This is a genomic window from Streptomyces sp. CB01249 (assembly GCF_001905735.1).
GTDB lineage: Bacteria > Actinomycetota > Actinomycetes > Streptomycetales > Streptomycetaceae > Streptomyces.
On sequence record NZ_LISW01000002.1, the window covers coordinates 1,335,842 to 1,356,871 of the forward strand.

The window sequence follows — 21,030 nt, forward strand, 5'->3', positions numbered from 1 at the left end:
TCTCCGGACCGGTGACACCGCCCCTTCGGCGTGCTTGGACTTTCGGGGCGGACCTGTTGGACGTTCACCACCGGTCCGCGCGCAGTCCTTCCCCGCGCCACCCGGCCTGCATAGCTTCCCGGCTGTAACCACCGGAATGGGGAGGCTCTTTTGACCACGGACATGTCACGGCGTCGGCTCTTCGCGCTGGGCGGCGGCGCGCTCGGCGTCGCTGCGGCGGGATCGTTCCTGCCGCCGTCGCTCCAGACCGCCATCGCCGCGCAGCCCGCCCACGCGGGGCCCGGTGGCGGAGGGCTGCGGGACATCAGGCACGTGGTGATCCTGATGCAGGAGAACCGTTCCTTCGACCACTACTTCGGCACCCTGCGCGGCGTACGCGGCTTCGGGGACCGCAACGCCGTCGAACTGCCCACCGGCACGACGGTGTTCGAGCAGCCCGGCGCGGCCGGCTCCACCGTGCTGCCCTTCCCGGTGCGCGGCGCGGCCGAGGAGCAGAAGAAGGACCTCCAGTACATCGGCGCCCTCGACCACTCCTGGAACGGCGGCGCGAAGGCCTGGGGCGGCGGCTGGATGAACGGCTGGATCAGCGCCAAGAGCGCGGCCACGATGGCGTACTACGACCGCCGCGACATCCCGCTGCACTACGAACTGGCCGACACCTTCACCGTCTGCGACGCGTACCACTCCTCGATCCACAGCTCCACCAGCCCCAACCGCAACCATCTGTGGAGCGGGAAGACCGGCTTCGAGCCGAACGGGAAGCGGGCCGTCGGGAACGACGCCTACGACGAGGGCACGCACCCCGGCTACGACTGGTCCACCTATGCCGAGCGGCTGGAGAAGGCCGGGCGCAGCTGGCGCACGTACACCGAGTGGGAGAACTTCACCGACAACCAGATCGAGTTCTACGCCACCTTCAAGGCCGTCGCCCGCAAGGCGCTGGCGAAGACTGGTGGCCACACCTACATGGAGTCCTTCTACGCGCAGGTCCGGGGCGCCTCCGAGGCCGAACGGGAGCGGCTGCTCGGGCTCCTGGAGCAGGGCGTGGCCACCCTCACCCGGCAGGAGCGCAGCCTGTTCGAGCGGGCGCTGCGCCGGGTGCCGACCGGGACGCTGGCCGAGGAGTTCGCCAAGGACGTGGCGGCCGGCACGCTGCCCGAGGTCTCCTACCTGGTCCCGTCGGCCATCGACTCCGAGCACCCGAGCGTCTCCTCGCCGGTGCACAGCGCCACCGTCGTCTACAAGATCCTCGACGCGCTCGGCAAGCACCCGGACGTCTGGCGGCACACCGCCGTGCTGATCAACTACGACGAGAACGACGGCTTCTTCGACCACGTCCCGCCGCCCGTCGCGCCGCCCGGCGTGACCGACGAGCAGTGGGAGGGCCGCCCGACCGGCCTCGGCATCCGGGTGCCGATGCTCGTCGTCTCGCCGTGGACCGTGGGCGGCTACGTCTGCTCCGAGGTCTTCGACCACACCTCCGTCATCCGCTTCCTGGAGCGCTGGACGGGTGTCGAGGAGCCCAACATCAGCGACTGGCGGCGCCGTGTCACCGGCGACCTCACCTCCGCGTTCGACTTCACCCGGCAGCGGCGGCAGCCGGCCGTGGCGCGGCCCGGGGCGATCCCGCCGCTCAGCGGCCGCTGGCAGCCCGAGCCGCCCGCCGTCCAGCGCCTCCCCGAGCAGGAGCCCGGCGTGCGCCCGGCGCGCCCGCTGCCGTACCAGCCCGACGCCCAGGTCCGGCGGACCGGCGGCGGTCTGCGGGTGGAGCTCGCCAACAGCGGCAAGGCGTCGGCGCACTTCGCGCTGTACCCGTACGCGGGCGAGTTCCCGGCCCCGCAGCACCAGGACGTCCGGGGCGAGGGGCACTGGACCGTTCCGGGGACGGGCGGGGCGTACCGCTTCACGGTCACCGGGCCGAACGGCTTCCGCCGCGAGTTCGAGGGACCGGCCGACGGCGGCGCGGAGGTCACCACCCGCGTCGACGTCCGCGACCGCGATCTGCACCTCACCCTGCGCAACAACGGCCGCCGGAACCTGACGTTCCTGGTGCGCCCGCTCGGTTACGTGGACGAGGCCGACCTGAGGGGCTGGACCCGCCGCGTCACCGTCAAGCCGGGCCGCGCCCGTACGGTCGTGCACTCGGCGGCCGACGCGCACGGCTGGTACGACCTGGCGGTCACGGCCGAGGGCGAGAGCGGCTTCCGGCGACGGCTGATGGGGCACATCGAGAACGGCCGGGCGAGCGTCTCCGGCTGACCCGCCGGTCGCGGGGCCTGATCCATCCCGGTGCGGCTCGGGATCAGGCCCTGTGACCATGGCCACGAAAGGGACAAAGGATCATCTTCTGCTGTCAGAGTGGCGTTCTCAGGTCATGAGACGTTTACGGGCAGATCGCGTTATCTGCGGTTAAAGGTCCACGAACCCGCAGGGAGCACGTCCCCTTGGCTGCCATCGCTCGCTGGTGCGTCACGCACCGCCTCATCGCCGTCCTGATCTGGCTGCTCGCCCTCGGGGGCACGGCCGCCGCCGCGGCGTTCGCGGGGTCCGCGTACACCAACGACTACGAGGCACCCGGCACCGAGTCCGGGCGGGCCGCGGAGCTGCTGAAGAGCGGGTTCACCGATCTCGGCGGGGACACCGACACCATCGTCTGGCACACCGCGGACTCCACGGTCCGGGCCACCGACGTCGAGCAGAAGATGACCCGCACCCTGCACGCCGTGGAGCGGCTGCCCGGGGTCGGGGCCGTCGACAGCCCCTACACGGAGACCGGGGCCGCGCAGATCAGCACCGACGGGCACACCGCGTACGCCACCGTCACCTTCGACCAGCGCGCCGACGACGTGCCCGTGGCGCAGGCGCGGGCGGTCGTGGACACCGCGAAGGCGGCCGAGAGCCCGCATCTGCGCGTCGAACTCGGCGGCCAGGCCGTCGGGCTCACCGAGGCGCCCGCCGCGCATCTCAGCGAGGTCATCGGGGTCGCCGTCGCGGCCGTCGTGCTCTTCCTCGCCTTCGGCTCCCTCGCCGCGAGCCTGCTGCCCATCGCCACGGCCCTCGTCTCGGTCGGCACGGCGTACGCGGGCATCGTGCTCCTCGGACACCTGATGACCGTCGCCGACTTCGCGCCCATGCTCGGCATGCTGATAGGGCTCGGCGTGGGCATCGACTACGCCCTGTTCATCGTCACCCGGCACCGCAGAGGGCTGCGGCGCGGCATGACCGTGCCCGAGGCCGCGCAGCACGCGGTGGCGACGACCGGGCGGGCCGTGGTCTTCGCCGGGGCCACGGTCTGCATCGCGCTCCTCGGCATGCTGATCCTCCGGCTGAGCTTCCTCAACGGCGTGGCCATCGCCGCCTCGCTCACCGTCGTCCTGACCGTGGCCGCGTCGGTGACCCTGCTGCCGGCACTCCTCTCGCTCATCGGACTGCGGGCGCTCAGCCGGCGCGAACGGGCCCGGCTCGCCGAACACGGGCCGCAGCCCGAGCCGCCCACCGGTTTTGCCGCCCGCTGGTCCGCCTTCGTGGAGCGGCACCCCAAGCTCCTGGGCGCCGTGGCCGCCGTGGTGATGCTGGTCCTCGCGCTGCCCACCTTCTCGCTCCACCTCGGCAGCTCCGACCAGGGCAACAACGCGGAGTCCGCCACCACCCGGCAGGCGTACGACCTGCTCGCCGACGGCTTCGGCCCCGGCGTCAACGGACCGCTGACCGTCGCCGCGCACCTCGACGGCGCCGACGACCGGCTCGCGATGGACGCCCTGCCCGCCACCCTGCGCACGGTCGACGGGGTGGCGTGGGCCCACCCGGTCACGTACAACGCGGCGGGCGACACCGCGTACGTCACCGTCGTCCCCGACTCCTCCCCGCAGTCCCGCGCGACCAGCGACCTCGTGGAGCGGCTGCGCACGGACGTGCTGCCGAAGGCGGCCGACAACACCTCGCTGGAGACCCATGTCGGCGGGGTGACCGCCAGCTACGACGACTTCGCGCAGATCATCATCGGCAAGCTGCCGCTCTTCATCGGCGTCGTCATAGGACTCGGCTGTCTGCTCCTGCTGCTGGCCTTCCGGTCCGTCGGCATCCCGCTGAAGGCGGCGGCGATGAACGTCGCGGCGGTCGCCTCGTCGTTCGGCGTCGTCGTCGCGATCTTCCAGTGGGGCTGGGGCAGCGAACTGCTGGGCCTCGGCAGCCCGGGCCCCATCGAACCCTTCCTGCCCGTGATCATGGTCTCGGTGCTCTTCGGCCTCTCCATGGACTACCAGGTCTTCCTGGTCGGCCGGATGTACGAGGAGTGGCTGGAGACCCGCGACAACCGGCGCGCCGTCCGGGTGGGCCTCGCCGAGACCAGCCGGGTGATCAACTCGGCCGCTGTGATCATGATCTCGGTGTTCCTCGCCTTCGTCCTCAGCGGTGACCGCGTGATCGCGATGTTCGGCATCGCCCTCGCGGCGGCCGTGGCCCTGGACGCCTTCGTCCTGCGCACCCTGCTCGTCCCGGCCCTCATGCACCTGCTGGGCGGCGCCAACTGGTGGCTCCCCGGCTGGCTGGAGCGCCGCCTGCCCCGCCTCAGCATCGAACCGCCGGACCGCCCGGTGGTGCGGATGCCGGTGCCGGGTGTGCGGACGTACGAGGACGAGCCGGCCGAGCGCGTCCACTGACCGCCCGCCGGTGCGACGGAGGGCGTTAAGGGGCCTCTCATCTGCGGCACCTAGCGTGCGCCGCATGAACCCCACCACGCCCGAAGCCGTCGCCAACGGCGAGAAGACGACCGACGAGACGACCGAGAAGACCGGGACGACCGACCGCGCTGTCGCGGAGAATCCGGAACCGCAGGACCAGGACGAGACGGACTCGGAAGCCGTCGAGGAGACCGAAGGCACCGAAGACACCGACGACACCGACGAGGCCACCTCCGGGCGGCTCGCCGCCGCCTCCGCGGCCGTCGTCTCCGCCGGACTCGGCGTCGTCGGCCTCACCGGCGCCTGGAGCGGCCGGGTCGCCGCCGAGCGCGAGACCCTGATCGGGCAGATCAAGACCTCCTCCGGCGGCTCGGCGGCCCAGCAGATCAACGAGATCTACGGCGACGCCTGGCACTCCACCGCCCTCGTCAACGGCCTCTTCGGCCTCCTCGCCCTGCTGGTCGGCGCCTACGTCCTGGTCCGTCCCGCGTTCGGCGCCCCCGCCCGGCAGCCGCAGGCCGGCTGGGTCCGCGCCGTCGCCCGGGGCGGCATCGCCCTCGGCACCCTCGGCGTACTGATCTCCATAGCCATGTACTTCGACCTCATCGTCGCCCTGCCCACCGCGGGCGGCTAGGACGGTTCCGGGTCTCCGAGCGCCACGGACTAAGGCATGTCCGGACGGTTTCATCGGTCCTAGGGGTGGTGAGGCCCCGGACCTAAGGCGCTCGTACGCCACAGATGCGGAACACGCCCGATGTGGCGCACCCCCCTGGGGGACGAGAGTGGTGGCACGGCAGAGGAACTGCCGCCACCGAGGCCCGCAAGGGCCCTCACCCCAGGGGGACATCCCATGTTCGACTACGAACTCCACAAGGTCATGCACGCCGAACTCCTGCGCCGCGCCGACCTCCAGCGCCTCGCCGGCGAAGCGACCCGGGCCCGCCGCGTCACGCGCCGCGCCGCCCGCCGGACCGCGCGCCAGGAGGCGGAGGGGCCGGTGAGTACCGGCGGCGTCCGGGACCGGTTCACGCACGCCGCGTAAGGCGCGGCGGTGGACCGGGGCCGGGGGCCTCTCGGCCCACAGCTAATTCCGTCCGCACTGTCGGACCCGTGTGCGATGCTCGCCCACGTGGAGACCAGGTCAGTCAGCCCCGTGTTCGTCGGCCGCACCGGCGAACTCAACTCGCTCACCGGCGCGCTCACCCGCGCCACCAAGGAACCCTCCGGCACCGCCGGAGGGTTCTTCGGCGCGCCCCAGGCCCTGCTCATCGGCGGCGAGGCCGGCGTCGGCAAGACCCGCCTCGTGGAGGAGTTCCTCGCCGTCGCGGCCCGCCGCGACACCGTCGTCGCCGTCGGCGGCTGCGTCGAGATCGGCGCCGAGGGCCTGCCGTACGCCCCCTTCTCCACCGCCCTGCGCGCCCTGCGCCGCGCCCTGCCCGAGGAGATGGCCGCCGCCTGCGCCGGCCAGGAGGGCGAACTGGCCCGGCTGCTCCCGGAGCTCGGCGAGACCGGCCGCGACGGCAACGACGAGCTCGGCACCGCCCGCCTCTTCGAACTGACCGTCCGGCTCCTGGAGCGCATCTCCGCCGACCGGTCCGTCGTCCTCGTCCTGGAGGACCTGCACTGGGCGGACTCCTCCACCCGCCACCTCCTCGCCTACCTCTTCCGGACCCTGCGCAGTGGCCGCCTCGTCGTCGTCGGCACCTACCGCGCCGACGACATCCACCGCCGCCACCCGCTGCGCCCCCTCCTCGCGGAGATCGACCGGCTGCGCACCGTCCGCCGGATCGAACTCTCCCGGTTCACCCGCTCCGAGGTCCGCCGCCAGCTCGCCGGCATCCTCGCGGACACCCCCGATCCCGCCCTGGTGGACGAGATATTCGAGCGCTCCGACGGCAACGCCTTCTTCGTGGAGGAGCTGGCCTGCATCCTGGAGTGCGGCGACGGGGACGGCGACGGCCTGCCCGAATCGCTCCGGGACCTCCTCCTCGTCCGCGTCGAGGCGCTGTCCGCCGACGCCCAGAAGGTCGCCCGGATCGTCGCCGAGGGCGGCTCCGCCGTCGAGTACGAACTGCTCGCCGCCGTCGCCGGACTCGGCGAGGACGACCTCATCGCGGCGCTGCGCACCGCCGTCGGCGCCAACCTGCTCCTGACCACCCCCGAGGGCGACGGCTACCGCTTCCGCCACTCCCTGGTCCGCGAGGCCGTCAGCGACGACCTGCTCCCCGGCGAACGCTCCCGCCTCAACCGCCGGTACGCGGAGGCCCTGGAGGCCGACCCCGCCCTCGTCCCCGACGACGAGCGCGCCACCCGCCTGGCCAGCTACTGGTACGGCGCGCACGACGCGGCCAAGGCGCTGCCCGCCGTCCTCAAGGCATCGGTCCGGGCCCGCCGCCGCAACGCCTACGCCGAGCAGCTGCGCCTCCTGGAACGCGCCCTCGAACTGTGGGACGACGCCCCCGAGGACGTCCGCCGCACCCTGCGCCCCATCGACTACGCCGAGGTCTACCCGACCTGCGGGCGGGACGCCTCGACCCCGCTGACCTACCTCGACCTGATGGCGGAGGCCACCGTCGCCGCCCGCCTCGGCGGGGAGCGCGAACGGGCCTTCGCCATCTGCAAGAAGGCCCTGCGCATCCTGGAGGGCGAGGACGACGCGCTGCGCGCCGCCTGGTTCTGGGTCCAGCGCTCCCGCCTCGTCCAGGACCTCACGCGCGGCGACGGCTGGGAGGAGCTGGCCACCGCCGAGCGGCTGGTCCGGGGCCTGCCCCCGTCGAAGGTGCACGCGTTCGTCCTGATGCTGGTGGCCGGCTGGGGCGCCCTGCACCGCCCCGGCGCCGAGACCCTGGCCGCCGCCGAACGGGCCGTGGAGTACGCCCAGCTCGTCGGCGACGAGTACATCGGGCTGCACGCCCGGCTCACCCGGGGCTGGCTCAACGCGGACGCGGGCGCCGTGAACGAGGGCATCGCCGAGATGTACACCGTGCGCGACCGGGCCGACGAGCTGGGCCTCATCGACATCATGGGCCGGGCCAGCATCAACCTGCCCTCCACGCTGGAGGCCATGGGCCGCTCCCTGGAAGCGGTGGCCGCCGCCGACCACGGCATCCGCATCTGCCACGAGCACGGCGTCGCGGACATGGAGGCGTGGGTCCGTACCAACCAGGCGATGTCCCTGTTCTCGCTGGGCCGCTGGGACGAGGCGGCGGCCACCACGGAGGCCGCCGCCCGCAAGTCGCTGTCCCGCAAGTCGCAGGGGCTGGTCGCCTCGCGCCGTACCGAACTCGCCGTCGCCCGGGGCGACCTCGCCGAGGCCGAACGGCAACTGGCGCTGACCCGGCGCTGCTTCGGGTCCAGCGACCCCCAGCCCCAGCACTTCATCAACCCGGTGCGCCACGCCATCCAGATCGCCGTGATGCAGGGCCGGCTGCCCGAGGCGCGCGCCGCCTTCAAGGCGCAGGCCGAGGAGGGCTTCCCCACCGGCACCCAGCGCTACGCCTTCCCCATGCTGCACGCCGTCGCGGCGGCCGAGGCCGACGCCCGGGGCCTGCCCGCCACCGAACCGGGCCGCCCCGCCGTCCTCGACCTGGTCCGGAGCCACCTCAAGCGGCTGCCGGTCCTCGTCCCCGTCTGGTCCGCCTACGCCCTCCTGGTCGAGGCGGAGCTGGCCAGGGCCGAGGGCGTCGACACCCCGGACCACTGGGAGGGCGCCGCCCGGGCGTTCACCCCGCTGCACCGCCCGTACGAGCTGGCGCAGATCGACCACCGCTGGGCGGAGGCCCTGCTCGTCGCCTCCGGTGACCGGGCCACCGCCACCGGCCTGCTGCGCGACGCGCACACCACCGCCGTCCGGCTCGGGGCCCGCCCGCTCGCCGAGACCGTCGAGCTGCTGGCCGGGCGCGCCCGCATCGCCCTGGCCGGTGCGGGCGGCGAGGCCGAGGAGATCCCGGCCGCGGTCGTCGTCCCGGACGGGCCCGGGCCCGTCCGCGACCCCTCGGAGGAGCAGTTGCGGGCCGCCGCGGCCGCCGTGGAGTCCTTCGGGCTGACCCCGCGCGAGCAGGACGTCCACCGGCTGGTCGCGGCGGGCCTCACCAACCGCCGGATCGCCGAGGAGCTGTACATCTCGCCGAAGACCGCGAGCGTCCACGTCTCCAACATCCTGGCCAAGCTGGGCGTGGCCGGCCGCGGCGAGGCGGCGGCCCTGGCCCACCGCCTGCGGCTGTACCCGGTGCCGGAGCAGCGCTGACAGGTCCCTACCGGACCTGGACGAGCAGGATCCTGTCGTCGCCCGGCTTCGGCGTGCCCCGGCTGTCCGTCTCGCTCGTGACCAGCCACAGCTTGTCGCCGCCCGCCGCGAGCACCGTGCGCAGCCGGCCGTACTCGCCCTCCAGGAAGGCCTGCGGGTCCGCCAGCGGCTCCTCGGCGGCCCCGTCCTCGCGGGAGAGCGGGACGCGCCACAGCCGTTCGCCCCGCAGCCCGGCCATCCAGATGGAGCCCTTGACGTACGCGATGCCGCTCGGCGACGCCTCGGAGGTCTTCCACTGGGCGACCGGGTCCCGGAAGCCCTCCTTGTGCGCGGTGCCCTCGACGTCCGGCCAGCCGTAGTTGCCGCCCGGCTCGATCAGGTTCAGCTCGTCCCAGGTGTCCTGGCCGAACTCGGAGGCCCACAGCCGCTTCTCCGCGTCCCAGGCGAGGCCCTGGACGTTGCGGTGCCCGTACGAATACACCACGGAGTCGGCCTGCGGGTTGCCGTGCAGCGGCTCGCCGTCGGGCGTCATCCGCAGGATCTTGCCCGCCAGGGACTTCTTGTCCTGGGCGCGGCCGTCGTCGCCCGTCTCGCCGGTGCCCGCGTACAGCGCGCGGTCGGGCCCGAAGGCGATCCGGCCGCCGTTGTGGATCTGGCCCTTGGGGATGCCGCGCAGGATGGTGTCCGGGGCGCCGAGCAGCTGGCCGGGCGAGCCGTTCTCGTCGTAGATCATGCGGGCGATGCGGTTGTCCGACGCGGTGGTGAAGTACGCGTACACCTGGTGGTCCGTGCCGAAGTCGGGCGATACGGCGAGGCCGAGCAGCCCGCCCTCACCGGCCGGGGCGACCCCGGGGACCGTGCCGAGGAGCTTCTTCTTGCCGGTCTTCGCGTCGATCCGGGTGATCGTGCCCTTGTCCCGGGAGCCCACCAGGAGGTCGCCGCCGGGGAGCGCGGCCAGCCCCCACGGGGAGTTCAGCCCCTCGGTGAGCGTCGAGACCACCTTCGCCGAGCCCTTGGCGGGGGGCTGGTCGGCCGGGGGCAGCGAGACGGACGGCGACGGGGAGGGTGACTTGGCGGCCGAAGCGGTGGGGGAGTGCGCCGGAGAGCTCGCGCCCGCCGGACTCCCCGCGCCGTCCTGCGAGCTGCACCCGGCGGCCAGCAGCAGGGCTCCGGCCGCCAGCACGGCCACCGCGCCCCGCCGCGCCCCCGGGCCGCTCCTGTCGTGCCCCGTACGACGCCCCTCGGAGCTCTGCGTTGATCCCAACACCGCACCTGATCCCTTCAACGGCCGCCTGATCCCCTGTTCTTACACCGATGCCGCCCGGGCCGGGGCGCTTTCGGGACCGGTGTCTAAGGGCTGTCCCAGGACTCGCGCGGCGCCGGCAGCCGGTCGATCTCCGCCAGGTCCCGTTCCGTCAGGGTCAGCCCGGCCGCGCCCGCGTTCTCCACCGCCCAGTCCGCCCGCTTCGTGCCGGGCACCGGCACCACCTGGGGCCCCTGGTGCAGCACCCAGGCCAGGGCCACCTGCGCGGGCGTCGCCCCGTGCCGTTCGGCGATACGGCGCAGCCCCACCACCAACGGCTGGTTCGCCGCCATCATCTCGGCCGTGAACCGGGGATGCCGGGCCCGCAGGTCCTCCGGCTCGAACCCCTGGCCCGGCGTCAGCGTGCCCGTCAGGAAGCCGTTGCCCAGCGGCATCGCGGCCAGGAAGCCGACGCCCCGGTCCGCGCACCACGGCAGCAGCGACTCCAGCGCCTGCGGCGACCACACCGAGAGCTCCGCCTGCACCGCGCTGACCGGGAAGACCTGCTGCACCCGCTCCAGCTGCCGGATCGTTCCGTCATGCATCCGGGCACCCGGCCGCCGCGACGCCCGCGCACCGACCGCGCACAGCCCCAGCGCCCGCACCTTGCCCGCGCCCACCAGCTCCGCCATCGCGCCCCAGGTCTCCTCGACGGGTACCTCGGGGTCGGCGCGGTGGAGCTGGTAGAGGTCGATCACATCGGTCTGGAGCCGCCGCAGCGAGGCGTCGCAGGCCCTGCGTACGTAGCCCGGTCTGCCGTTCGCCACGATGTGCTGATCACCCACCAGGAGCCCGCACTTGGTGGACACGAACGCCTTCGCGCGCCGCCCCTTGAGGGCCCGCCCCACCAGCAGCTCATTGGTGAAGGGGCCGTACATGTCGGCGGTGTCGAGCAGATCGACGCCCGCGTCCAGCGCCGCGTGCACCGCCCGCAGCGCACGGTCGCCCCGCTGCTGCGAGGCGCTGTACGCCCAGCTCATCGGCATGCAGCCGAGACCGACCGCACCCACGGCGAGCGCCGCCGCACCGAGACTCCTGCGCTCCAACTCCCGAACCCCTCCTCGCACCGCCAACAACCTAACCTCTGCGCCCGGGAGGGCTTCGCATAGCCTCCTGACCATGACTTCCACCACGCATTCCGTCCCCGCCCCCGAGGTCTGGCTGCCCCTCCCGGCCGACGAGATCGAGGGGCTTCCCGAGGGCCTGACGTACCACTTCTGGGACGGCGGGAAGGACTACCCGGCCGACCCCGCCGACTGCGCCTACTACGTCGTCCCCTACATGAAGGGCATGGAGGTCGCGGTCCGCCCGCTCGGCGCGATGAGCCGCGTCCGGGTCGTGCAGACGCTGTCGGCGGGCACCGACCACGTCGAGCCGGGCCTCGCCGGACTGCACGCGGGCGTCAGCGTGTGCAACGCCAAGGGCGTCCACGAGGCGTCCACCGCCGAGCTGACCCTCGCGCTGATCCTGGCCTCGCTGCGCGGGTTCCCCGGCTTCGTGCACGGCCAGGACAACGAGGAGTGGCGGTCCGGCTTCTACCCGGCGCTCGCCGACAAGTCCGTGCTGATCGTGGGCTACGGATCGATCGGCTCGGCCATCGAGGACCGGCTCGCGCCGTTCGAGTGCGCGCGGGTCGCGCGCGTCGCGCGCTCCGCACGGACAACCGCACGCGGCCCCGTACACACGCTCGACGACCTCCCGGCCCTGCTGCCCGAGGCCGATGTGGTCATCCTCTCCACCCCGTTGAACCCCTCCACGCAGGGGCTGGCGGGCGCCGACTTCCTCGCCGCGATGCGCGACGGGGCGCTCCTGGTGAACGTCGCGCGGGGCGGAGTGGTCGACACCAAGGCCCTGTTGACCGAACTCGAGTCCGGCAGGCTGCGCGCCGCCCTCGACGTCACCGACCCGGAACCGCTGCCTTCCGGCCATCCCCTCTGGCATGCTCCGAACGTCCTCATCACCCCGCACGTCGGCGGCAGCACCTCCGCGTTCCTGCCGCGCGCCAAGCGGCTGATCGCCGGACAGCTCACCCGCTTCGCCGCGGGGCAGCCGCTGGAGAACGTCGTACGCACCACCGGCTGACCACGCATCGGGCACGTCCGGCTCCCCTCCGTGGCCACAACACCGCAGGTCGTCACGGAGAGTAGAGGAACTATGTCCCTGAGTGACGAGTCTGGTGTATCGTCCCGAAAGGGGTGTCGCGCCGTGGCAGGGACGGCGCCGGGGAGCCAGCCACACGCGAGGGGGCGACGGGCGATGGACGGCCGATGGGCGAACGATCCGACACGACAGGGCCGGCGACGGCGCGCGGAGGGACCGGTGAGCCGGTGGCGCAGCCGGCCGGGGACCTCGGGAGGGCCGCGGTGAGCGCCCCGGTGAGCACCCGCGGAGCGTTCCTCGCCCGGCAGTCCGGGGCGGGCCGCACCTCCGCGCTGCTCCCGCAGCTCGCCCTCGGCCTCGTCTGCGGCGGTTACGCGGTGGGCGCGGCCACCGGCTGGGGCTCGGCCCAGCTCGCCCTGTTCATGGGCGACTTCGGCCTCAGCGCCGCCGCGCTCGCCGCCGCCGTCTCCTGCTTCCTCTTCGCCCGCGTCGCCGATGCGCGATTCCGCCCGGCCTGGCTGCTGTTCGCGCTCTCCTCGCTGATGGCCTCCGGCGGCAACGCCGTCTGGGGCTGGTACGAGTGCGTGCGCGCGGTCCGGGTCCCGAGCCCGTCCCTGGCCGACGTCTTCTTCCTCTGTTTCGCGCCGCCCGCCATCGTCGGACTCCTTGTCCTCGCCAAGCGGCCCGTCACCCGCGCCGGCTGGGTCTGCCTGGCCCTCGACTCCTGGCTGATCGGCGGCTCGCTGCTCACCCTGTCCTGGAGCCTCGCCCTCGCCCACACCGCGCACGTCGCGGACATCGAGGGCGACAGCGTGGCCCGCGCCGCGCTCTCGCTGGCCTACCCGCTGCTCGACATCGTGCTCGTCTCGATGGTCCTCGCCCTGCACTTCCGGCGCTCCAGCGTCAACCGCGCCGCGGTGAACACCGCCATCGCCGCGCTCGCCCTGACCGTGCTCTGCGACGCCCTGTTCACCTCGCCGCTGCTCCGCCAGACCTACCACTCCGGCCAGTTGCTCGACGCCGGCTGGTTCGCCGGCTCGCTGCTCCTCGCGTACGCCCCCTGGGGCGCCGCGCGCGACGTGGACAACGCTGTCCAGGCCGAGGAGGAGCGCGCGGACGCGGCGGCCGCCCCGGGCGCCGCCGGCCGCCCCATCGCCGGCTCACTGGCCGCGCTGACCCCGTATCTCGCCGCGGCCGTCTGCACCCTGGGCATCCTGTACAACGTGATCGAGGGCCGCCGGGTGGACCGCGTCGTCGTCCTCACCGGGTGCACGGTGGTCCTCGCCCTCGTCGTCCGCCAGGGCATCATGCTCCTCGACAACATCGCCCTCACCCAGGAACTGGCCCAGAAGGAGAACCACTTCCGCTCCCTGGTGCAGGGCTCCAGCGACGTCATCATGATCGCCGCCCCCAGCGGCGTCCTGCGCTACGTCAGCCCCGCCGCCGCCGGTGTCTACGGGCGCGACGCGGACGAGCTGGTCGGCGCCGAGCTGTCCTCGATCATCCACCCCGACGATCTCGGCCGGGTCGTCCACGAGGTCCGCCGCTTCCTCGCCGCCCCGCCCGGCGAGGAGCCCGCCACCCGCATCGAGTGCCGCTTCCGGTCCGGCTCCGGCGACTGGCTCAACGTCGAGTCCACGGTGAACCGCCACCAGGGCGGCCTGATCCTCAACAGCCGGGACGTCACCGAACGCGTCCGCCTCCAGGCCCAGTTGCAGCACAACGCCGAGCACGACCCGCTCACCGACCTGCCCAACCGGGCCCTGTTCACCTCCCGGGTCCGCCAGGCGCTCTCCGGCCGCCGCGCCGGGGACGCGGGCACCGCCGTCCTCTTCATCGACCTGGACGGCTTCAAGGCGGCCAACGACCGGCTCGGCCACCAGGCGGGCGACGAACTGCTCGTCCAGGCCGCCCGCCGCCTCCACGAGTCCGTCCGCTCCGGGGACACCGCCGCCCGCCTCGGGGGCGACGAGTTCGCCGCCCTCATCGTCGGCGACGCCGGGCGCGAGCAGGACGCCCGCGAGTGCCAGGTCCACGAGATCGCCGACCGGCTGCGCCTCACGCTCTCCGAGCCCTACCGCGTCGGCGACGGCGAGGTCCGGGTCACCGCCTCCATCGGCGTCGCCTTCGCCGAGCCCGGCATCACCCCCAACGACCTCATGCGCAACGCCGACCTCGCCATGTACCGCGCCAAGGCCGGCGGCAAGAACCGCGTCGAGCTGTACGCCCCGCAGATGCAGGCCGACGTGGTCCGCCGCTCCGAGCTGGCGACCCGGCTGCGCGGCGCCCTGCGCGACGGCGAGTTCGCGCTCCTCCACCAGCCCGTGGTGCACCTCGCCACCGGCCGGGTCGCCGCCGTCGCCGCCCAGGCCCGCTGGCGCTCCGCCCAGGGTATCCTGTTCACGCCCGCCGAGTTCCTGCGGATCTCCGAGGACGGCGACCGCACCGCCGAGCTGGGCCGCTGGCTCCTCGAAGAGGCCGTCGAGCAGGCCGCCGACCGGGCCAGGGCGGGCCACCGGACCGCGGTGTCCGTCCGCCTCCCGGCCCGCCGACTGCTCGACCGGAGCTTCCCGGCCGGCTCCGTCGAGGCGCTGCTCACGCGCCACGGGCTGCCCTCCGGGGCGCTCATGATCGAGGTCTCGGACAGCGATCCCCGGGTCCCCTTCGAGGACCTGGAACAGCGGCTGGCCGCGCTGCGCCGGCTGGGCGTCCGGATCGCTCTCGACGGCTTCGGCAGCGGCTACGCCGCGATCAACGCCCTGCGCCGCCTCCCCATCGACGTGCTCAAGCTGGACCGGGGGCTGGTGGAGGGCGTCGTGGAGTCGGCCCGGCTGCACAAGATCACCAGCGGGCTGCTCAGGATCGCCTGCGACCTCGGCATGCAGTCCGTGGCCGACGGGGTGGACGTCCCGGAGCAGGTCCTCGCCCTGCGCGCCATGGGCTGTACGCACGGCCAGGGCGCGGCCTTCTCGGGGCCGCTGGACGAGTATCGGCTGCGCCGCGCCCTGGTCCGGGGGACGTTCCCGGTGCCCGCCGGGGTGCCCGCGCAGAAGGTGCTCACGGGCGGCGCGTTCCCGTCGCTCAGCCGCTCACATGGTGAGACGCCGGTCCCACCCACTTGACACTCCGCGTGCGTCGGAGAGAGGGTCAATGCCATGCGCACCCGAATTCTCGTACTTGGAAAGCGCGTCGGCTGAAGCAGGGTCCCTCCATGACACTCTGCGGACCGCACCGGCGCGCTCCCCTCGCTTGCCTCACGGCACGAGGGGTTTTTTTGTTGCACCGGACCAGGCAAAACGTCGTAAAACACTCGCAAAAAACCTCAGCTTCGAGAAGAGAATGCCGATGACCGAGCAGGCCACCGGGGCCCACCATCCCCAGCCGCGGGCCCGTACCGGCGGATCGCCCTCCGCCACCGTTGAGCACGTCACGGGTGCGCAGTCCCTCATCCGCTCCCTCGAAGAGGTGGGCGCCGACACGGTATTCGGTCTTCCCGGCGGCTGCATTCTCCCGGCGTACGACCCGCTGATGGACTCCACCCGGGTCCGCCACATCCTGGTCCGCCACGAGCAGGGCGCGGGTCACGCGGCCACCGGGTACGCGCAGGCCACCGGCAAGGTCGGCGTCTGCATGGTCACCTCGGGCCCCGGCGCCACCAATCTCGTCACCCCGATCGCCGACGCGGCCATGGACTCCGTGCCGATGGTCGCGATCACCGGTCAGGTGGCCTCCGGCGCCATCGGTACGGACGCGTTCCAGGAAGCCGACATCTGCGGCATCACCATGCCGATCACGAAGCACAACTTCCTGGTCACCCGCGCCGAGGACATCGCGCACACGATCGCCGAGGCGTTCCACATCGCCTCCACCGGCCGCCCGGGCCCGGTCCTGGTCGACATCGCCAAGGACGCGCTCCAGTCGAAGACCACCTTCAGCTGGCCGCCGGTCATGGACCTGCCCGGCTACCGCCCGGTGACCAAGCCGCACGCCAAGCAGATCCGCGAGGCCGCCAAGCTCATCACCCAGGCCAAGCGCCCGGTGCTCTACGTGGGCGGCGGCGTGATCAAGGCCGGTGCCACCGCCGAACTCAAGGTGCTGGCCGAGCTGACCGGAGCGCCCGTCACCACCACCCTGATGGCGCTCGGCTCCTTCCCCGACAGCCACCCGCTGCACGTGGGAATGCCCGGGATGCACGGTTCGGTCACCGCCGTCACCGCGCTCCAGAAGGCCGACCTGATCGTCGCCCTCGGCGCCCGCTTCGACGACCGCGTCACCGGCAAGCTCGACAGCTTCGCCCCGTACGCCAAGATCGTCCACGCGGACATCGACCCGGCGGAGATCGGCAAGAACCGCGCGGCCGACGTCCCGATCGTGGGCGACGCCCGCGAGGTCATCGCCGACCTCGTCCAGGCCGTCCAGGCCGAGCACACCGAGGGCAACACCGGCGACTACAGCGCCTGGTGGAAGGACCTCAACCGCTGGCGCGAGACCTACCCGCTCGGCTACGACCTCCCCGAGGACGGCAGTCTCTCGCCGCAGCAGGTCATCCAGCGCATCGGCGAGCTCGCCCCGCCGGACACGATCTTCGCCGCGGGCGTCGGCCAGCACCAGATGTGGGCCTCGCACTTCATCCAGTACGAGCAGCCCGCCACCTGGCTCAACTCCGGCGGCGCCGGGACCATGGGCTACGCGGTCCCCGCCGCGATGGGCGCCAAGGCCGGCATGCCCGACCGCACGGTCTGGGCGATCGACGGCGACGGCTGCTTCCAGATGACCAATCAGGAGCTCACCACCTGCGCCCTGAACAACATCCCGGTCAAGATCGCCATCATCAACAACGGCGCGCTCGGGATGGTCCGCCAGTGGCAGACCCTGTTCTACAACCAGCGGTACTCCAACACCGTGCTGCACGCGGGCCCGGACGGCGAGACCCCGCCCAACAAGGGCACCCGCATCCCGGACTTCGTGAAGCTCTCCGAGGCCATGGGCTGCTACGCGATCCGCTGCGAGGACCCGGCCGACCTGGACAAGGTCATCGCCGAGGCGAACGCGATCAACGACCGCCCGGTCGTCATCGACTTCATCGTCCACGAGGACGCCATGGTGTGGCCGATGGTCGCCGCCGGCACCTCCAACGACGAGGTCATGGCAGCCCGGGGCGTCCGCCCCGACTTCGGCGACAACGAAGACGACTGAGAGACAGAGAGAGACCGACCTCATGTCCACCAAGCACACGCTCTCCGTCCTGGTCGAGAACAAGCCGGGTGTCCTGGCCCGGATCACCGCCCTGTTCTCCCGCCGCGGCTTCAACATCGACTCGCTCGCGGTCGGCACCACCGAACACCCCGACATCTCGCGCATCACCATCGTCGTGAATGTCGAGGACCTGCCCCTGGAGCAGGTCACCAAGCAGCTCAACAAGCTGGTCAACGTCCTGAAGATCGTCGAACTCGAGCCGTCCGCTGCGATCCAGCGCGAGCTCGTCCTGGTGAAGGTCCGCGCCGACAACGAGACCCGCTCCCAGATCGTCGAGATCGTCCAGCTGTTCCGCGCCAAGACCGTCGACGTCTCGCCCGAGGCCGTCACGATCGAGGCGACCGGAGGCGCCGACAAACTGGAGGCGATGCTCAAGATGCTGGAGCAGTACGGCATCAAGGAGCTCGTCCAGTCCGGCACCATCGCCATAGGGCGCGGCGCGCGCTCGATCACCGACCGGTCCCTGCGCGCCCTCGACCGCTCGGCGTAAAGCTCGTCAAGCCGGAGGTCCCGCCGCCCCGCTCGTATGGCGAGACCCGAAAACGTATCTGACGCACCCCGCCGTACGGTGGGACGCAACACCTGCACACCAAGGAGAAGACCCAGTGGCCGAGCTGTTCTACGACGACGATGCCGACCTGTCCATCATCCAGGGCCGCAAGGTCGCGGTCATCGGCTACGGCAGCCAGGGCCACGCCCACGCGCTGTCGCTGCGTGACTCGGGTGTCGACGTCCGTGTCGGTCTGCACGAGGGTTCCAAGTCCAAGGCCAAGGCCGAGGAGCAGGGCCTGCGCGTGGTGACCCCGTCCGAGGCCGCCGCCGAGGCCGACGTCATCATGATCCTCGTCCCGGACCCGATCCAGGCCCAGGTCTACGAGGAGTCCATCAAGGACAACCTCAAGAAGGGCGACGCGCTGTTCTTCGGCCACGGCCTGAACATCCGCTTCGACTTCATCAAGCCCCCGGCCGACGTCGACGTCTGCATGGTCGCCCCCAAGGGCCCGGGCCACCTGGTCCGCCGCCAGTACGAGGAGGGCCGCGGCGTTCCGTGCATCGTGGCCGTCGAGCAGGACGCCTCGGGCAACGGCCTGGCGCTCGCCCTCTCGTACGCCAAGGGCATCGGCGGCACCCGCGCCGGCGTCATCAAGACGACCTTCACCGAGGAGACCGAGACCGACCTCTTCGGCGAGCAGGCCGTCCTCTGCGGTGGCACCGCCGCCCTGGTGAAGGCCGGTTTCGAGACCCTGACCGAGGCCGGCTACCAGCCGGAGATCGCGTACTTCGAGTGCCTGCACGAGCTGAAGCTCATCGTGGACCTCATGTACGAGGGCGGCCTGGAGAAGATGCGCTGGTCCATCTCGGAGACCGCCGAGTGGGGCGACTACGTCACCGGCCCGCGCATCATCACGGACGCCACCAAGGCCGAGATGAAGAAGGTTCTCGCCGAGATCCAGGACGGCACCTTCGCCAAGAACTGGATGGCCGAGTACCACAACGGTCTGCCCAAGTACAACGAGTACAAGAAGGCCGACGAGAACCACCTCCTGGAGACCACCGGTCGTGAGCTGCGCAAGCTCATGAGCTGGGTCAACGACGAGGACGCGTAACACCCGAGCCCCGGGGGCGGGTCACCCCCGCCCCCGGGGCCCACGCACTCGTGCGGGTGATCCTTCCGAAGGGGCGCTGATCGGGGTCTCGCGCATGACTACACTGCTCCACATACACGCGTCAGGCCCACAGTGTCGTGCGTCTTCCACGCGGCAAGCCCCTCCACGCCTGCGGCCGTCGGGACGGCCGTCCGCACTGGATCTGTGAGGACTCACGTGAGCTCGAAACCTGTCGTACTCATCGCTGAAGAGCTGTCGCCCGCCACGGTGGACGCTCTGGGCCCGGACTTCGAGATCCGGCACTGCAACGGCGCGGACCGCGCCGAGCTCCTCCCCGCCATCGCCGATGTCGACGCCATCCTGGTGCGCTCCGCCACCAAGGTCGACGCCGAGGCCATCGCCGCCGCGAAGAAGCTGAAGGTCGTCGCCCGCGCGGGCGTCGGTCTGGACAACGTCGACGTCTCCGCCGCCACCAAGGCCGGCGTCATGGTCGTGAACGCGCCGACCTCCAACATCGTCACCGCCGCCGAGCTGGCCTGCGGCCTCCTCGTGGCCACCGCGCGCCACATCCCGCAGGCCAACACCGCGCTGAAGAACGGCGAGTGGAAGCGCTCGAAGTACACCGGCGTCGAGCTGAGCGAGAAGACCCTCGGCGTCGTCGGCCTCGGCCGCATCGGCGTCCTGGTCGCCCAGCGCATGTCCGCCTTCGGCATGAAGATCGTCGCCTACGACCCCTACGTGCAGCCGGCGCGCGCCGCGCAGATGGGCGTCAAGCTCCTCTCGCTGGACGAGCTCCTGGAGGTCGCCGACTTCATCACCGTGCACCTCCCGAAGACCCCCGAGACGCTGGGCCTGATCGGCGACGAGGCGCTGCACAAGGTGAAGCCCACCGTGCGCATCGTCAACGCCGCGCGCGGCGGCATCGTGGACGAGGAGGCGCTGGCCTCCGCGCTCAAGGAGGGCCGCGTCGCCGGCGCCGGTCTCGACGTGTACGCGAAGGAGCCCTGCACGGACTCCCCGCTCTTCCAGTTCGACCAGGTCGTCTGCACCCCGCACCTCGGCGCCTCCACCGACGAGGCCCAGGAGAAGGCGGGCATCGCCGTCGCCAAGTCCGTGCGCCTCGCACTCGCCGGTGAGCTCGTCCCGGACGCGGTCAACGTCCAGGGCGGCGTCATCGCCGAGGACGTGCGCCCCGGGCTGCCGCTCGCCGAGAAGCTGGGCCGGATCTTCACCGCGCTGGCCGGCGAGGTCGCCGCCCGCCTCGACGTCGAGGTCTACGGCGAGATCACCCAGCACGACGTCAAGGTGCTCGAACTCTCCGCGCTCAAGGGCGTGTTCGAGGACGTCGTGGACGAGACCGTGTCCTACGTGAACGCTCCGCTGTTCGCCCAGGAGCGCGGGGTCGAGGTCCGCCTCACCACCAGCTCCGAGTCGCCCGAGCACCGCAACGTGGTCACCGTCCGGGGCACCCTGTCCGACGGCCAGGAGGTCGCGGTCTCCGGCACGCTGGCCGGCCCCAAGCACCTCCAGAAGATCGTCGCGATCGGTGAGCACGATGTGGACCTGGCGCTCGCCGACCACATGATCGTGCTCCGTTACGAGGACCGCCCCGGCGTCGTCGGCACGGTCGGCCGCATCCTCGGCGAGGCCGGTCTGAACATCGCGGGCATGCAGGTCTCCCGCGCCGACGTGGGCGGCGAGGCGCTGGTCGTCCTCACCGTGGACGACGACGTCCCGGCGACCGTGCTCACCGAGATCTCCTCGGAGATCGGCGCAGCCTCGGCCCGCTCGGTGAACCTCACCGACTGACCTTCCGGGCCTCACGGGTCCCGGCCGTAC

13 protein-coding genes are annotated in these 21,030 nt (G+C 72.2%); 11 read left to right on the forward strand and 2 right to left on the reverse strand.

The window, feature by feature from the left end; all coding sequences use genetic code 11:
* Positions 1-150 precede the first annotated feature (150 nt).
* From AMK18_RS14545 to AMK18_RS14565, 5 genes are all read left to right on the forward strand, one after another.
* Complete coding sequence (locus AMK18_RS14545; protein ID WP_073863084.1) at positions 151-2,259, forward strand: phosphocholine-specific phospholipase C; 2,109 nt, start codon at positions 151-153, stop codon at positions 2,257-2,259.
* Between the two features lie 185 nt (positions 2,260-2,444).
* On the forward strand, positions 2,445-4,658 hold the full coding sequence (locus AMK18_RS14550; protein WP_018102516.1) for an MMPL family transporter: 2,214 nt from the start codon (positions 2,445-2,447) through the stop codon (positions 4,656-4,658).
* Positions 4,659-4,722: 64 nt separating this feature from the next.
* Positions 4,723-5,313 (forward strand): hypothetical protein, encoded by a 591-nt coding sequence (locus AMK18_RS14555; protein ID WP_073863085.1) that lies wholly within the window; start codon positions 4,723-4,725, stop codon positions 5,311-5,313.
* 216 nt (positions 5,314-5,529) lie between these two features.
* Positions 5,530-5,721: a hypothetical protein gene (locus tag AMK18_RS14560; protein WP_018102514.1), complete on the forward strand. Its 192-nt coding sequence runs from the start codon at positions 5,530-5,532 to the stop codon at positions 5,719-5,721.
* Positions 5,722-5,796: 75 nt separating this feature from the next.
* Positions 5,797-8,925 carry a helix-turn-helix transcriptional regulator gene (locus tag AMK18_RS14565; RefSeq protein WP_241836560.1) on the forward strand — a complete coding sequence of 1,043 codons (3,129 nt, stop codon included), beginning with the start codon at positions 5,797-5,799 and terminating at the stop codon, positions 8,923-8,925.
* Positions 8,926-8,932: 7 nt separating this feature from the next.
* Here the strand turns inward: AMK18_RS14565 and AMK18_RS14570 are convergent, their stop codons facing one another.
* Both AMK18_RS14570 and AMK18_RS14575 read right to left on the reverse strand, forming a co-directional pair.
* Positions 8,933-10,114 (reverse strand): PQQ-dependent sugar dehydrogenase, encoded by a 1,182-nt coding sequence (locus AMK18_RS14570; RefSeq protein ID WP_073863087.1) that lies wholly within the window; start codon positions 10,112-10,114, stop codon positions 8,933-8,935.
* A 161-nt stretch (positions 10,115-10,275) separates the two neighbouring features.
* Positions 10,276-11,238, reverse strand: a complete 963-nt coding sequence (locus tag AMK18_RS14575) for an aldo/keto reductase (RefSeq protein WP_073863088.1) — start codon at positions 11,236-11,238, stop codon at positions 10,276-10,278.
* 109 nt (positions 11,239-11,347) lie between these two features.
* Here AMK18_RS14575 and AMK18_RS14580 point away from each other — a divergent pair, with 109 nt between their 5' ends.
* The 6 genes from AMK18_RS14580 (at position 11,348) to serA (ending at position 21,000) form a co-directional block, all read left to right on the forward strand.
* Positions 11,348-12,310 carry a 2-hydroxyacid dehydrogenase gene (locus AMK18_RS14580; protein ID WP_073863089.1) on the forward strand — a complete coding sequence of 321 codons (963 nt, stop codon included), beginning with the start codon at positions 11,348-11,350 and terminating at the stop codon, positions 12,308-12,310.
* 293 nt (positions 12,311-12,603) lie between these two features.
* A complete protein-coding gene (locus tag AMK18_RS14585) occupies positions 12,604-15,450 on the forward strand; it encodes a putative bifunctional diguanylate cyclase/phosphodiesterase (RefSeq protein WP_026171437.1) in 2,847 nt (948 codons plus the stop codon).
* 217 nt (positions 15,451-15,667) lie between these two features.
* Positions 15,668-17,524 (forward strand): acetolactate synthase large subunit, encoded by a 1,857-nt coding sequence (locus AMK18_RS14590; RefSeq protein WP_026171436.1) that lies wholly within the window; start codon positions 15,668-15,670, stop codon positions 17,522-17,524.
* A gap of 22 nt (positions 17,525-17,546) precedes the next feature.
* The gene (gene ilvN / locus AMK18_RS14595) at positions 17,547-18,074 is read left to right on the forward strand and encodes an acetolactate synthase small subunit (RefSeq protein ID WP_018102507.1); all 528 of its coding nucleotides are present in this window, start codon (positions 17,547-17,549) and stop codon (positions 18,072-18,074) included.
* Positions 18,075-18,189: 115 nt separating this feature from the next.
* Complete coding sequence (gene ilvC, locus AMK18_RS14600; protein WP_018102506.1) at positions 18,190-19,191, forward strand: ketol-acid reductoisomerase; 1,002 nt, start codon at positions 18,190-18,192, stop codon at positions 19,189-19,191.
* 216 nt (positions 19,192-19,407) lie between these two features.
* Positions 19,408-21,000: a phosphoglycerate dehydrogenase gene (serA, locus tag AMK18_RS14605; protein ID WP_018102505.1), complete on the forward strand. Its 1,593-nt coding sequence runs from the start codon at positions 19,408-19,410 to the stop codon at positions 20,998-21,000.
* Positions 21,001-21,030 lie beyond the last annotated feature (30 nt).